Here is a 13,224-nt window from a genome sequence, read left to right on the forward strand (position 1 = left end):
TTTGTTTCGGGCCAATTATGCCTGGGGGATTTGCGCGCGAACCCTTTGGCGCATGCCTCAATATCGCGTCGTATGAACCAGGCGGTCGCGCGCGCCTCTCACAGGCCTCACTGGCCCGAAACAAACGTGGGAGCGCAGCTCGCGATGCGCCGCGCGGGCGGCGCTCGATCTCACAGGCGCTGACAATATTGTGACAATCACCTTGCAGCCTCGATGCCGTCCCTGCGCCTGCAGCACCCGCAAATAATGCATCGCAGCCTGTCAATTCGTGACCGGCCGTTCCCGATCCGCCACGGATGTATTAAGGTGGCATGGTGCGCATATAACAGCAGCCCGAGCGATCGGGCACTAGCAAGACAATGAGGGTGTCATGAGCAACGAAAGCATTAATTGGGACAAGCTGGGTTTCGACTACATCAAGACCGACAAACGCTATCTGTCCGTATGGCGCAATGGCGAGTGGGACAAGGGCACCCTGACCGAAGACAACGTGCTGCACATCAGTGAAGGCTCCACCGCGCTGCACTATGGCCAGCAATGTTTCGAGGGCCTGAAGGCCTACCGCTGCAAGGATGGCTCCATCAACCTGTTCCGCCCGGACCAGAATGCCGCCCGCATGCAGCGCAGCTGCGCCCGCCTGCTGATGCCGCAGGTGCCGACCGATGTGTTCATCGAGGCGTGCAAGCAAGTGGTCAAGGCCAACGAAAAGTTCGTGCCACCGCATGGTAAAGGCGCCCTGTACCTGCGCCCGTTCGTCATCGGCACCGGCGACAACATTGGCGTGCGCACCGCTCCCGAGTTCATCTTCTCGGTTTTCGCCATTCCGGTTGGCTCGTACTTCAAGGGCGGCATGAAGCCGCACAACTTCCAGATCTCCAGCTTCGACCGTGCAGCACCGCAGGGCACCGGCGCCGCCAAGGTCGGTGGCAATTACGCTGCCAGCCTGCAGCCAGGTGCCGAAGCGAAGAAAGCCAACTTCGCCGACGCCATCTACCTCGACCCGCTGACCCACACCAAGATTGAAGAAGTCGGCTCGGCCAACTTCTTCGGCATTACCGCCAACAATGAGTTCGTCACGCCTAAATCGGCCTCGGTGCTGCCAGGCATCACCCGCCTGTCGCTGATGGAGCTGGCACAATCGCGCCTGGGCCTGACCGTGGTCGAAGGTGACGTGGAAATCAGCAAGCTGGACCGCTTCGTCGAAGCCGGCGCCTGCGGTACTGCTGCGGTGATCACCCCGATTGGTGGCATCGAGTACAACGGCAAGCTGCACGTGTTCCACGACCTGGAGAAGGTCGGCCCGGTCACGCAGAAGCTCTACAATGAGCTGACCGGCATCCAGAGCGGTGATGTGGAAGCACCGGCTGGCTGGATCGTCAAAGTCGCCTGAAACGCTTTTGCGGTACAAAAAACGGGGCATGCCATCGCTGGCATGCCCCGTTTTTCATGGATCGAGCCACCAGGCGGCAGCCTGCAAGGTTTGAGCTTCTGCGCGTCAATGGCCAGGGCGCCGTGCATCAATAGTCACTATCGAGAGGGGCAATTTCTACCAGGCGCGACAACCACATAACCTAGCTCCATCGCCTCGCCACCTACACCCTTGGCCCCTGGAGCTACCTGATGAACACCCTGGCCCGCTTGCTGACTGCCACGCTTGCCCTGCTTACCCTCGCCATCAGCAGCGGCTGTGCCAGCCACCCTGAACTGCGCCCGTACAGCGCCGACGAAACCCGCCAGTTACAGCTGGAGGCCTTGCAGCGCCGCGGTCTGTCGCTGGACGACTATGAGCAGCAACGCCGGGTGATCCAGCGTGCAGGCAACCTGCCGGTGGTGACCGAGGCAGCCGATGCCGACCGTTCGACCAAAGGCTGAACCCGCCGCTACATGGTTTTCAGCGGCCGCTCGGGCAGGTATCCTTGAACGCTCTACCGTAAGCCCTCCAGGACGGTGACCATGTTCAGGCCCCTGCTGTTGCTGAGCATTGCCCTGCTGTTCAGCCCCCCTCTGCTGGCCCAGCAGATGAAGCGCCAACTGGGCGATTTCGACTTTACACTCGGCACCACCCCTTCCCGCAGCATGGCCCAAGGGTTGATTTCACCCACGGCGGTCGGCGCGTTTCATGGCGGCATGGATTTCAGCCACCCCAGTGGGCTGTACGTCGGCCAATATGCCCCGAGCATGGGGGTGACGGCTAACTCGACCCTGCGCCTGGACAGCTACATGGGCTACAAGCACCACTTCGACAGCACCTTGGGCTATGAAGTGGGGTTGATCCACTACAGCCAGCCAAACATCGCCGGCGCCGAGAGCGTAGCCCTGTATGGGGGAGTGTCGGTGCTGGGCAGCCGGTTCGGCGGTGCACTGCGCGACAACCCCGACAACCGCACCGGTACGCTGTTCGCCGATTTTGGCCAACTGCCCTTGTTCGATGTCGACCTCACCGTCAAACTCGCCCATCATCGCCTGGGCACACCCTTCACCATCGGCGATGGCAGCCAGGTGAATGCCTTTTCCGACTGGTCGCTGGAACTGTCGCGCCCTTGGCTAGGCATCGACCTGAACCTGATCTACAGCAACTCGAGCCTCAGTGGCACCAGCTGTGACGCCTACTCAGGCATGAACACCTATTGCGACAGCGTGGTCACCCTCAAGGCCCAGCGCAGCTTTTTCTAGGCTTTTCCTACAGGGCCTGGCGGCGCGGCACCAGCGCCAGCGCAATACCGCCCAGCACTACCACACTGGCGAGCAACAAACGCAGCGATAACGGCTCGCCGATCAGCGCAACCCCGCCCAACCCCGCCAGCACCGGCACACTCAGTTGCAGGGTCGCCGCCTGTTGCGCACTGACCTGCCGCACCACGCCATACCACACGGCATAACCGGGTCCGGAAGCCAGCACACCGGAGCCCAGGGCGAACAGCAAGCCACCGGCACTAAGGTGTGGCCCGGCCCCCAGCAACAGCAGCGGTGCCAGCACCACCAGCCAGGGCAGGCTGCGGGCAAAGTTGCCGGCCGTGTCGGCCAGCGGCCTGGGCGACCCTCTGCCGAGCAAGGTGTACGCCCCCCAGGGGATGCCAGAAGGTACTCGAGGTCAAGTAGGTCGTTTCCTACAAACAGATGAAATTGTTGAACACCTCGTTCGTTTTCACAACTTGCGCATCCCGGTAAGGTGCACGGCACGGCACGGACGCTTTATCGCAACCAAGGACAAAACCATGAGCAAATTCGATTTTCAGTTGGCTTACACCGTCGAAGGGGATGAGGCAGATGCGGCGAAGGCACGTACGTACCTTCGCGAGAAAACCGGCCTGGAAACCGTCGAGCACATCGAGACCACCTTGCTTGGGGTGGTCACGCTCGAGGCCGCGACGCTTGCCGACCGCCAGAAGGATGCCGAGCGCGTATTCCACGCATTCATACACGATGCGTTGAAGACGCTGGGCGTGCTGTCCACCGTGAAGTTCTACGGCTGCCTGATGGTGAACGGCCTCGGCCCCGCCATTCGCTTCAACGTGCTGCCCAAATGACCGCTGGAAAGTGACCGCTGACGGTATCAGGCGCGCGAGCGCCTGATACCCGTGCCTGTCATTTTTCTTCGAGTACGGACCGGCCTTTTACGGCGCGCGGGCCGCGCCAGGCCCAGAACAACAAGCCGGGGATTGGCGCGTAGACGACGAACACCACCCACAACATCTTGCGTTCGGCGCGCCGCTCACTGCCGATGATGTTCCAGATGGCCCAGATTTCCATGAGGATGACCAAGGCTGCGACAATGATCCAGATCGTTCCGACTTCCATAAGCGCTCTCTCTTTGCCGTGTAATGGCTTGGGTTGTTATTGACGCTGAGGGTTCAGATTGTTTTGACCACTCCTGCAGGTAACGCACCTCACTGCAGCGGCGCACGCTCCAGCGCCGCCTTCAATGCCGCGGCATCGGTGAACGCCTGCTGGCTCACCAATCTGCCTTCTTGCAACTGCAACCACTGCACCTGCTTTTGCTGCCCGGGGTAACGGCTGGCTACCCGCCCTTCCCGGTCGAGCAACACCCGGTAGCTGTAACCGCGCATGGCCGGGATGGCGAACAGCTTGCTGACCAACGCAGGCATGCGCTGGATGTCGGCGACGAACACGGCCTTGCGTGCTTCCAGGTAATCTTTGGGCGCGTCGGCCAGTGCAGCCTTGACCAACTTGGCGCCGTCCATGTCGCGCGCCACCAGTAGTACCCGGGTGTCCGCGCTCAGGGTGTAGGCCTGGTCATGCTGGTCGAGCAACGTAAAGGGCGCGAGCGGTTCGCCCGGCTCCACGGCCGTGGCCAGCAATGGCAACAAGCTGAGCAACAAGGCAGCGGCGTATTTCATCGATAGGTTCCTCAAGGGCCAGGCGTTTCATGCAAGCGCCTATGGCACAGCATAGTGGGAAAGTCTGCAGCCATACAGGTTGCCTGAACACGACCTGTAATACGACACCGCCACCGGGGAGATTGTCTTTCCTCCAGCCACCGGCCACACTCTGCGAGCCAGCCAGCAAGCGGAGTTCAGAGTGCCCACGCCACGCCAGTTCAGCAAGAAGACCAGTACCAGCAACATGCTGCGGCTCAAGGCCAGCAGCGCCGATGCCCAGGCCCCTTATCAAGTCGATTTCGTGCTGCTCGAACACTTCTCCATGGCCAGTTTCACCGTGGCCATGGACGTGCTGGTCACGGCCAACCTGCTGCGTACCGACAGCTTCAGTTTCACCCCGCTGTCGCTGGACGGCGACCGCGTGCTCAGCGACCTTGGGCTGGAACTGGTGGCCACCGAATTGTCCCCCCAGGCGTTGAAGTCACCGGACCTGCTGGTCATCTGCGGGGGCTTGCGTACGCCGCTGAAATACCCGGTACTCGACCGCTTGCTGAGTGATTGCGCGGCCCATGGCATGGCCTTGGGTGGCTTGTGGAACGGCGCCTGGTTCCTGGGGCGCGCCGGGGTGCTGGATGACTATGGCTGCAGCGTTCACCCCGAGCAGCGTGCCAGTTTGTCCGAGCGCAGCCCGCAAACCCGCATTACTCCGGCCAGCTTCACCCTCGACCGTGACCGGCTCAGTGCCGCCAGCCCGAACGGCGCCATGGAACTGATGCTGGGGCTGGTGCGGCGCTTGTATGGTGACGGCCTGGCCGAAGGCGTGGAAGAAATTCTGTCGTTCTCAGGCGCCCGTTACCGCCAGGTCGGGCCGGGGGCCAAGAAGTCCATGAGCCTGCACCTGCGTACCATTGTCGAACTGATGGAGAACAACCTCGAGGAAACCCTCAGCCTCGACCAGCTGGCCGCCTACAGCGGGCGTTCACGGCGCCAGATCGACAGGTTGTTCCAGGCCCAGCTGGGCACATCGCCGCGGCGTTACTACATGGAGCTGCGCATTACCAAAAGCCGCAGGCTGCTGCAGTATTCCGACCTGTCGGTGATGGAAGTGGCGGTGGCTTGCGGCTTTGTTTCGGTGTCACATTTCAGCAAATGCTATGCGGCGTATTTTGGCTACCCGCCCTCGCGTGAGCAGCGGTTAGGCGACTGAGCAGGTTGGCGCAGCGTCAGGGGCGCTGCCCAACCTGGATGTAGCGCAGCACCGCATCACAGATCATCGCCTTGTGCCGCAGCTTGACCTGGTCATCCGACAGATCTATCTGGAAGATCTCGCCAAAGGTATGCCGGTTGGACACCCGGTAAAAACAGAACGAGCTCATCAGCATGTGCAGGTCGATCACCTCGATACCGCTACGGAACACCCCTTCTTCTACCCCGCGGCGCAGCGTGTTGCCCAAGGCTTCGAGCACCAGGCTGCTCATTTCGCGAATAGCCGGGGACTGCTTGACGTATTCGCCGTAGTGGATGTTTTCGGTGCAGATGATCCGCACGAAGTCGACATTGCGGTCGTGGTGGTCGAAGGTGAACTCCACCAGCCTGCGGATCGCCTGGTCGGCCGGCAGTGACTCCAGGTCGAGGCTTTGCTCGGTCTTGCGAATATCGCCGTATAGCTTGACCAGGCATTCGCAATACAACTGCTCCTTGCTGCCGAAGTAGTAGTAGATCATGCGCTTGGACGTAGCCGTGCGTTCAGCGATGGCGTCCACGCGAGCCCCGGCCAGCCCTTGCTGAACGAATTCGTGGATGGCGGCCTGGAGGATATCCTCGCGGGTTTTCTCGGGGTTGTTCTTGCGCGTTCTGCGCCCCCCTTCGGTTTCAGGCTGGCCAAGGCCGACTACGGAATCACTCATACCCACTCACAGGCTGTTTATTGGAATGTGGGGGATTATCCGTGAGCACGGCCGTGCAGGGAAGCACGCTGTTGCGGCTAGCGCTGGGCCGTGACCGGCTCTGCTGGCGGCGTCAGGTGCAAGACACGGTCGCGTCCGCCCTCGGCCAGCAGGTAACCGCCCTTGCCGTCGGCGATGATGGCCTGGGGCGCCTTGAGAAACGTCAGCACCGTGTGCTGGCTGCCGTCGGCAGCGATGCGCAGCAGCCGGGCGCGGTGCGTGTTGTCCTCGCTGATCCACAGGCCACGCTGGTCGCAGTACAGGAACGTGGGGTTGCGCAAACCGTCGACCACCACCGGGTCGTTGCCATCGGCGGCCAGGGCGCGCACGGTGCCCTTGGCTTTTTCGGTGTACAACAGGTCGCCCCGACAGCGTGTCAGCCCTTCGGTTTCTGTCAGGCCGGAGCGCAGCACGTCCAGTTGCCCGCTCTGCCAGTCGTAGCGCATCAGGCGGCCGTTACCTTTGCGGTCTTCGATGGCATACAGGTGCTTGCCGTCGTTCCACAGCCCTTGCACGCTGTCGCCCTCGAACAACGGCGTGACCTTGCCATCGCGGGCCAGGCTGACGGGCGCGGCACCGCCCTCCTGGCTGAATACCCAACCGCCCTGGGCCGCGACCATGCCGTCGGGTTTCGACAGGTTATCGATGACTACCACCCGGGCGCCGTCGGCGGCGATCTTGAGGATGCTGCCGCGGCCGTCGTCCAGCTCGCGGCTGACCAGCAGGCTGCCATCGGCTTGCGGCAGCAGTGACGCGGCCTTGGTCACGTCACCGTGCAGCACACCAACTTTCCAACCTGCCGCGGCCTGCACCGGATAGAAGCTTTGCCAGGCGAAAAAGCCCAATGTGGCCACGAGCAGGCCGGTGGTGGCGGCGAAGACGATTCGGGTGCTGCGCTTGCGCAGGATAGACGGCATAAGGGGGGCTCCTTGGAAATGCCGGGGGATCCTAACAAGGGAATGTGAAAAATATGTCGGAATTCTCTGATCGGTAGCCCCTGCGTGCGAACGCGCATTCAGCGATCGAATCCTGGGTATTCCAACATTTAATTTGTGCATGGCGCGCGCTCGACCCTATTCTGTCGCCACATCCCCTGCGCCGCACCGGCCGGTGCGGTTCACGGCACGGGGAGAGAACAACAAGTCGAGATTGTCCATGTCGAACCATTCGTACTTCGCCCCCCACGGTGGGCACCCGGCTCAAACCGAGCTGCTGACTGACCGTGCCATGTTCACCGAAGCCTACGCCGTCATCCCCAAAGGCGTAATGCGTGACATCGTCACCAGCCACTTGCCATTCTGGGACAAGATGCGCATGTGGGTCATCGCCCGCCCACTGACCGGTTTTGCCGAGACTTTCTCGCAGTACATCGTCGAAGTGGCCCCGGAAGGCGGCAGCGAACGCCCTGAGCTGGACCCCGATGCCGAGGCCGTGGTCTTCATCGTCGAAGGCGAACTGGACATCACCGTCGAAGGCAAGCACCACACCCTGGTGCCAGGCGGCTACGCGTTCCTTGCGCCAGGCGCCGAGTGGAGCCTGCGCAACAACAGCAAAGCCAATGTCACCTTCCACTGGCTGCGCAAGCACTACCAGAAAGTCGAGGGTCTGGACGCACCTGAGTCGTTCGTGACCCACCGTGACAACGCCACCGTCATTGAAATGCCGGGCACCGAAGGCCGCTGGGTCACTACCCGCTTCGTCGACATGGCCGACATGCGTCACGACATGCATGTGAACATCGTCACCTTCCAGCCCGGCGGCGTGATCCCGTTCGCCGAAACCCACGTGATGGAGCATGGCCTGTACGTGCTGGAAGGCAAGGCGGTGTACCGCCTGAACCAGGACTGGGTCGAAGTGGAAGCCGGCGACTTCATGTGGCTGCGCGCCTTCTGCCCGCAAGCCTGCTACGCAGGTGGCCCAGGCAAGTTCAGCTACCTGCTGTACAAGGACGTGAACCGTCACGTGCACCTGACGCTGAACCCCAAGCGCTGAGGCACCGGGGCGCATGGCGCCCTGCTTCCGACACAAGGCCGCCCCCGCAGGTTTGCGTGAACCTGCGGGGGCGGCCTTGTTTCAGGTGCACGGGCAAGCGTTCACTGCACGACCCCGCAGGCCACCCGGGCTCCACCGCCACCCAGCTTCTCGGGGTGGTCGCTGTGGTTGTCACCGCCGGCGTGCACCATCAGTGCATGGCCTTTGAAATCGGTGGCCTTCAGCCGCGGCGCGAGGACCGGATAGGTGGCCTTGCCATCAGCCCCCACATACAGCGCCGGCAAGTCGCCGCGATGACCGCTGTCATCATAGGGGCCTTTGTGGGCGTTGCTGGAATCCGGGTCCCAGTGCCCGCCCGCAGCGCCCGCTGGCACAGGCTTGCCGCCGTCTTGCGCCGGTGCGCACGAGGCGTTCTGGTGGAGGTGGAAGCCGTGCACACCTGGCGGCAGGTCCTTCAGGTCGGGGGTGAGCAACGTGCCATATTTGTTCTGCTCGATGCTGATAGTGCCAATGGACGTGCCAGGGCCGTCGGGGCCGGCCAGCTTGAGTTCGACCGTTTCGGCCGCCTGGGCCAACCCGGCGCTGGCCAGTAAAGCGACAAATGCAGCTGTTTTCATAGTGCGTCTCCATGGCTTGGGTTGCTGGGCGTACTGCCCACGTTAACGGTGGGACTGCACGGCCCTGCCAGACATTCCGCCCCGCCACAGCCTGAAACACTTTTCTCGTTGGGCTAGATGCCGCCCCCGGCCAGCAATTGAGTCATGACCTCGGCCAAGGCCTTGACCATGATGTCAGCGGTCGGCCGGTGCACAATGACGATTTCATAGCTATCGATCTCCGGCAGCCCCTGCCCCTCGCCCAGCACCCGGTGCTCGCCTGTCGCCGCGCGCGGCGGGAGCAAACTGACGCCCATGCCATCGGCCACGGCCGCCTGGATGCCACTGAGGCTGGAACTGGTGAAGCTGATACGCCAGCGCCGGCCCATGCCCTCGATGGCATTGATCATGTCTTCGCGGTACAGGCCGCGTGGCGGAAAGGTCACCAGCGGAATCGGGTCCAGCTCGAACGCCGGCGCGCGGGCACTGTCGATCCACTGCAGGCGCTCTGGCCAGCATGCCACGCCCTCGCGGGTGTTGCGCCGCTGCTTGAGCAGCACCAGGTCGAGCTCACCGTTGTCGTAGGCCTGGCTGAGGTCGCGGCACAGGCCGCTGGTCACCTCCAGCTTTACCTGCGGGTGCAGGCGGCTGAACGCCGCCAGCGCATTGGTGGTCCGCCCGCCTACGAAGTCTTCCGGCACACCCAGGCGCACGGTGGTGCCGACCATGGCCCCGGCCAAGGCTTCGAGCATCTGGTCGTTCAGCGCCAGCATATGCCGGGCATAGCCCAGCAGGGTCTGCCCGGCGTCGGTTGGCAGCACGTCGCGGTTGCCGCGTACCAGTAACCGGTGGCCAACCATGTCCTCCAGGCGGCGAACCTTCTGGCTGATGGTCGACTGGGTGGAATGCAGGCGCGCGGCCGCGGTGGTGAAACTGCCGCAGTCGGCCACCACCACCGTGGCGCGCAACAGGTCAAGGTCGAACAGGGCCCTATTCGATTTCGCGCTATTGGACATCTTGGTATTCAACTAATGAATGACAAGACAGACTTCTATCACGCTATCCCAGGCCCTGCAACGCCCCGCTCAGTCGCCGAGGGCGACCCCTTCGCGCCGCGGATCGGCCCCTCCGGCCCAGCCGTCAGCCGTGCGCTGGATGATCTGCATGCCGCTGGTCATGGTCATTGGCGTGACCTCGTGGCCCCAGGCCGCCAACTGGCGGACCAGTGCCGGGCTGGCCAGCCCTGCCTCCACTTCCGTGCCGGCATTGCGGCTGCCGAAATTGGGCAGGCCGGCAGCCTGCTGCGGGTCCAGTTGCCAATCCAGCAGGCCGAGCAGTGCCTTGTTCACGTAACCGATGATCTGTGAGCCCCCCGGCGAACCCAGGCTGGCCACCAGCTCCCCGCTAGCGCGGGAAAATACCAGGGTCGGCGCCATGGCCGACAGCGGCCGCTTGCCAGGTTGTACCCGGTTGGCCACAGGCCGGCCACGCTCCTACGCGATGAACGAAAAGTCGGTCAGGGTGTTGTTGAGCAGGAAGCCTCTGACCATCACGTGCGCGCCGAACGCGGCCTCGACCGAGGTGGTCATGGCCAGGGCATGACCGCTGTCATCCACTGCGCTCAGGTGCGAGGTAGAAATGCGCAGGGGCGAGCGGTCCGGTGCCAGGGCCAGGTCGACACCAGGCGGCTGGCCTGGGCGCGCACGTTTCATGCTGTGTGCCCCGATCAAGGCGGCGCGGCTGGCCAGGTAGGCCGGGTGGGTGAGGGCCTTGACCGGCACGGGCACATAATCGCTGTCTGCCAGGTACTGGGCGCGGTCGGCATAGGCCAGGCGCTCGGCCTCGGCGACCAGGTGCACGGCCATTGGCGCTGCTTCAATACCCGCTGGGGATGAAGTGGGCTGCGGCCGCAACCCAGCCAGGTCATGCGCAGGCACGGCCCGTTGAGCGGCTTCAAGGATGCCCAGGGTCTGCAACACCGTTACCCCGCCGGAAGACGGCGGCGGCACGCCGCAAATTTGCCAGGCCTTGTAGGGGCCGCATACCGGCTCGCGCTGCCTGGCCTGGTACAGCTGCAAGTCCTGCAGCGACAGGTAACCGGGATTGGCATGGCTGCGCACCTGGGCCACCATGGCCTGGGCAATCTCGCCGCTGTAGAACACATCGGCGCCGTGCGCAGCGATCAGCTCCAGGGTTTGGGCAAGCGCCGGGTTGCGCAGGGTAGCCCCCACTGGCAAGGGCCTGCCCTGTTCATCCAGAAAGTAACGCGCCATGGCCGGTGACTGGGCAATGAACGGGTCACCCGCTATCAATGTGTGCAAGCGCGGGGAAACCGCAAAGCCGCTGCGGGCCAACGCGATGGCCGGTGCAAACAGGTCGCGCCAGGGCAGCTTGCCATAGCGCTGGTGGGCCATCTGCAACGCCCGCAGCACACCCGGCACCCCCACCGAGCGGCCACCGATCTGCGCCTGCCGGAACGGCATCGGCTCACCATCGGCCTGCAGAAACAGTTGTTCCGTGACCCCCGCCGGGGCTGCCTCGCGGCCGTCGAATGCCTGCACGCGCTCGCCATCCCAATACAGGATGAAAGCCCCACCGCCAATGCCACTGGACTGCGGCTCGACCAGGGTCAGCACCATTTGCATGGCGATGGCAGCGTCGATGGCGCTGCCACCGGCCCGCAGTATCGCCCGCCCCGCTTCGCTGGCCAACGGGTTGGCAGCGGCCACCATGTGCCGGCTGGCGAGCACCGGCTGCAGGCCGGTGCGGTAGCCGGAAGCCAGTTCCGGTGCAACTGGCAGCGCCTGGTCGGCCTTCGCCGCCCCGCTGGCAGCCAGCAGCCACAGGGCCACGAGCAGTGGCTTGGAAAATGTCATCGCGTGCTTCCTGCTTCACCCATTCAGCCCGCCACTGTGGGTCATGGCCAAACCCGAGTTCAAGCTTTTGCGCGATTTTCCTGGCTCCCGGCCTCGTCAGCGGGAGGCGGCAGCCTCAAACCACCTCTTCGAACGGCAGGCCCACATAGTTTTCGGCAATGTTCAACAAACCTGCCGGCGAGGTCAGGAAGTACTCGCGATCAGCCTCTTGCATCTTCTGGTCCCAGGCGTCCTTGTGGCTGCCGAAGTCGTGCAGCAGTTGGGTCATGAACCAGCTGAAACGCTCGCCCTTCCATACCCGGCGCAGGGCCAGGGGCGAATACTGCTGCAACAGCTCGGTACGCCCCTCGCGGTATACCTTGAGCAGGATCCGGTACAGGTAGTTCACGTCCGAGGCCGCCAGGTTCAACCCCTTGGCCCCGGTTGGCGGCACGATATGCGCGGCATCGCCGACCAGGAACAGGTGGCCATACTGCATCGGTTCCACCACCAGGCTGCGCAGCGGCGCGATGCTCTTCTCCAGGGCCGGGCCTGTGACCAGGTCCGCTGCCACCTCGGCAGGCAAACGTGCTTTCAGTTCGCCCCAGAAGCGCTCGTCGGGCCACTCCTCGACACGGTCTTGCAGCGGCACTTGCAGGTAGTAGCGGCTGCGGGTTTGCGAACGTTGGCTGCACAGCGCGAAACCGCGGGTGTGGTGGGCATAGATCAGTTCATGGTTGACCGGTGGTGTATCCGCCAGCAGGCCCAGCCAGCCGAAGGGGTATACCCGTTCGTATTGTTTGAGCACACCCTCGGGAATGCTCTGCCGGGAAACCCCATGGAAGCCGTCACAGCCAGCAATGTAATCGCAATCCAGGCGCTGGACCTGACCGTCTTTTTCAAAGGTCAGGTAGGGCTTCTCGCCCTTGAGCTCATGCGGCTGAACATTGCTGGCCGAATAGAAGATGGGGGCCCCGCTGGCTTCACGGGCCTGCATCAGGTCACGGGTAACTTCGGTCTGGCCATAGACCATCACCGTCTTGCCGCCGGTCAGGGCCTTGAGATCCAGGCGCTGGCGGCGCCCGCCAACCAGCAGCTCGACACCTTCGTGCACCAGGCCTTCGCGGTCCATACGTTCGGCCACACCGGCCTCGCGCAGCAGGTCGACCGTGCCCTGCTCCAGCACCCCGGCGCGGATGCGGCCCAGCACGTGCTCGGCGGTCTGGCGCTCGACGATCACCGTGTCGATACCGGCGTTATGCAGCAGTTGACCCAGCAGCAGGCCCGACGGGCCCGCGCCAATGATTGCAACCTGAGTTTTCATTGTTGTTGTCTCTGTTGGAACGATACCGGCCCTGCACTGGCGGTGGCGCGGCATCTGCTGTTAGGGTTTGCCTTTGCATTTTTACGGGCAAAAACCGCAACTGAGCTGTGCTATTCCATGCAAAACCTGCACTTTTACAAAAAACGTTCGATTAACGGACAGGCCAAAGCT

Annotated in this window: 13 protein-coding genes and 2 pseudogenes; 6 read left to right on the top strand and 9 right to left on the bottom strand. The window is 63.3% G+C overall.

The features are described 5' to 3' along the window. The first annotated feature begins 370 nt into the window (after window positions 1-370). The 3 genes from DMX12_RS25580 to DMX12_RS25590 all read left to right on the top strand — a co-directional run bounded on the left by DMX12_RS25580 (window position 371) and on the right by DMX12_RS25590 (window position 2,673). The gene (locus DMX12_RS25580; RefSeq protein ID WP_009686697.1) at window positions 371-1,390 is read left to right on the top strand and encodes a branched-chain amino acid aminotransferase; all 1,020 of its coding nucleotides are present in this window, start codon (window positions 371-373) and stop codon (window positions 1,388-1,390) included. A gap of 230 nt (window positions 1,391-1,620) precedes the next feature. Next, window positions 1,621-1,872: a hypothetical protein gene (locus DMX12_RS25585; protein WP_110679807.1), complete on the top strand. Its 252-nt coding sequence runs from the start codon at window positions 1,621-1,623 to the stop codon at window positions 1,870-1,872. Window positions 1,873-1,953: 81 nt separating this feature from the next. Next, the gene (locus DMX12_RS25590; protein WP_009686695.1) at window positions 1,954-2,673 is read left to right on the top strand and encodes a TorF family putative porin; all 720 of its coding nucleotides are present in this window, start codon (window positions 1,954-1,956) and stop codon (window positions 2,671-2,673) included. 7 nt (window positions 2,674-2,680) lie between these two features. Here DMX12_RS25590 and DMX12_RS25595 read toward each other — a convergent pair. After that, window positions 2,681-3,079: pseudogene (locus DMX12_RS25595) on the bottom strand (EamA family transporter); the annotation flags it as partial. A 136-nt stretch (window positions 3,080-3,215) separates the two neighbouring features. On the opposite strand from DMX12_RS25595, the gene DMX12_RS25600 reads away from it, so the two are divergent. Then, window positions 3,216-3,527: a hypothetical protein gene (locus tag DMX12_RS25600; protein ID WP_110679808.1), complete on the top strand. Its 312-nt coding sequence runs from the start codon at window positions 3,216-3,218 to the stop codon at window positions 3,525-3,527. Window positions 3,528-3,585: 58 nt separating this feature from the next. On the opposite strand, the gene DMX12_RS25605 is transcribed toward DMX12_RS25600, so the two are convergent. Next, the gene (locus DMX12_RS25605; protein WP_009686692.1) at window positions 3,586-3,798 is read right to left on the bottom strand and encodes a PLDc N-terminal domain-containing protein; all 213 of its coding nucleotides are present in this window, start codon (window positions 3,796-3,798) and stop codon (window positions 3,586-3,588) included. An 89-nt stretch (window positions 3,799-3,887) separates the two neighbouring features. Next, on the bottom strand, window positions 3,888-4,358 hold the full coding sequence (locus DMX12_RS25610; RefSeq protein ID WP_110679809.1) for an FAD/FMN-containing dehydrogenase: 471 nt from the start codon (window positions 4,356-4,358) through the stop codon (window positions 3,888-3,890). A 181-nt stretch (window positions 4,359-4,539) separates the two neighbouring features. Between DMX12_RS25610 and DMX12_RS25615 the strand changes: the two genes are divergently transcribed. Further along, window positions 4,540-5,547 (top strand): GlxA family transcriptional regulator, encoded by a 1,008-nt coding sequence (locus DMX12_RS25615; RefSeq protein ID WP_110679810.1) that lies wholly within the window; start codon window positions 4,540-4,542, stop codon window positions 5,545-5,547. A gap of 16 nt (window positions 5,548-5,563) precedes the next feature. Here DMX12_RS25615 and DMX12_RS25620 read toward each other — a convergent pair whose 3' ends face one another. Together DMX12_RS25620 and DMX12_RS25625 are read right to left on the bottom strand one after the other, a co-directional pair. Then, entirely contained in the window at window positions 5,564-6,247 is a 684-nt protein-coding gene (locus DMX12_RS25620) for a TetR/AcrR family transcriptional regulator (protein ID WP_029886484.1), read from the bottom strand. A 77-nt stretch (window positions 6,248-6,324) separates the two neighbouring features. Next, the gene (locus DMX12_RS25625; RefSeq protein WP_110679811.1) at window positions 6,325-7,203 is read right to left on the bottom strand and encodes a hypothetical protein; all 879 of its coding nucleotides are present in this window, start codon (window positions 7,201-7,203) and stop codon (window positions 6,325-6,327) included. Window positions 7,204-7,441: 238 nt separating this feature from the next. Between DMX12_RS25625 and DMX12_RS25630 the strand changes: the two genes are divergently transcribed. Next, on the top strand, window positions 7,442-8,278 hold the full coding sequence (locus DMX12_RS25630; protein WP_029886486.1) for a bifunctional allantoicase/(S)-ureidoglycine aminohydrolase: 837 nt from the start codon (window positions 7,442-7,444) through the stop codon (window positions 8,276-8,278). Between the two features lie 101 nt (window positions 8,279-8,379). Here DMX12_RS25630 and sodC read toward each other — a convergent pair whose 3' ends face one another. The 4 genes and pseudogenes from sodC to pobA form a co-directional block, all read right to left on the bottom strand. After that, window positions 8,380-8,895: a superoxide dismutase family protein gene (gene sodC / locus DMX12_RS25635; protein ID WP_110679812.1), complete on the bottom strand. Its 516-nt coding sequence runs from the start codon at window positions 8,893-8,895 to the stop codon at window positions 8,380-8,382. A 113-nt stretch (window positions 8,896-9,008) separates the two neighbouring features. After that, complete coding sequence (locus DMX12_RS25640) at window positions 9,009-9,890, bottom strand: LysR substrate-binding domain-containing protein (protein WP_009686685.1); 882 nt, start codon at window positions 9,888-9,890, stop codon at window positions 9,009-9,011. A 69-nt stretch (window positions 9,891-9,959) separates the two neighbouring features. Beyond that, window positions 9,960-11,750: pseudogene (ggt, locus tag DMX12_RS25645) on the bottom strand (gamma-glutamyltransferase). Window positions 11,751-11,865: 115 nt separating this feature from the next. Continuing rightward, window positions 11,866-13,053 carry a 4-hydroxybenzoate 3-monooxygenase gene (gene pobA / locus DMX12_RS25650; RefSeq protein ID WP_110679813.1) on the bottom strand — a complete coding sequence of 396 codons (1,188 nt, stop codon included), beginning with the start codon at window positions 13,051-13,053 and terminating at the stop codon, window positions 11,866-11,868. Window positions 13,054-13,224 lie beyond the last annotated feature (171 nt).

The organism is Pseudomonas sp. MB-090624 (assembly GCF_003205245.1).
Lineage (GTDB): Bacteria > Pseudomonadota > Gammaproteobacteria > Pseudomonadales > Pseudomonadaceae > Aquipseudomonas > Aquipseudomonas juntendi.

Excerpts from the sequence above, each read along its gene's own strand:
- DMX12_RS25590 (WP_009686695.1), top strand. The coding sequence starts at position 1,954 with ATGTTCAGGCCCCTGCTGTTGCTGAGCATTGCCCTGCTGTTCAGCCCC.
- DMX12_RS25605 (WP_009686692.1), bottom strand. The coding sequence starts at position 3,798 with ATGGAAGTCGGAACGATCTGGATCATTGTCGCAGCCTTGGTCATCCTC.
- DMX12_RS25580 (WP_009686697.1), top strand. The coding sequence starts at position 371 with ATGAGCAACGAAAGCATTAATTGGGACAAGCTGGGTTTCGACTACATC.
- DMX12_RS25585 (WP_110679807.1), top strand. The coding sequence starts at position 1,621 with ATGAACACCCTGGCCCGCTTGCTGACTGCCACGCTTGCCCTGCTTACC.
- sodC (WP_110679812.1), bottom strand. The coding sequence starts at position 8,895 with ATGAAAACAGCTGCATTTGTCGCTTTACTGGCCAGCGCCGGGTTGGCC.
- DMX12_RS25640 (WP_009686685.1), bottom strand. The coding sequence starts at position 9,890 with ATGTCCAATAGCGCGAAATCGAATAGGGCCCTGTTCGACCTTGACCTG.
- DMX12_RS25625 (WP_110679811.1), bottom strand. The coding sequence starts at position 7,203 with ATGCCGTCTATCCTGCGCAAGCGCAGCACCCGAATCGTCTTCGCCGCC.
- DMX12_RS25600 (WP_110679808.1), top strand. The coding sequence starts at position 3,216 with ATGAGCAAATTCGATTTTCAGTTGGCTTACACCGTCGAAGGGGATGAG.
- DMX12_RS25610 (WP_110679809.1), bottom strand. The coding sequence starts at position 4,358 with ATGAAATACGCCGCTGCCTTGTTGCTCAGCTTGTTGCCATTGCTGGCC.
- DMX12_RS25630 (WP_029886486.1), top strand. The coding sequence starts at position 7,442 with ATGTCGAACCATTCGTACTTCGCCCCCCACGGTGGGCACCCGGCTCAA.
- DMX12_RS25620 (WP_029886484.1), bottom strand. The coding sequence starts at position 6,247 with ATGAGTGATTCCGTAGTCGGCCTTGGCCAGCCTGAAACCGAAGGGGGG.
- pobA (WP_110679813.1), bottom strand. The coding sequence starts at position 13,053 with ATGAAAACTCAGGTTGCAATCATTGGCGCGGGCCCGTCGGGCCTGCTG.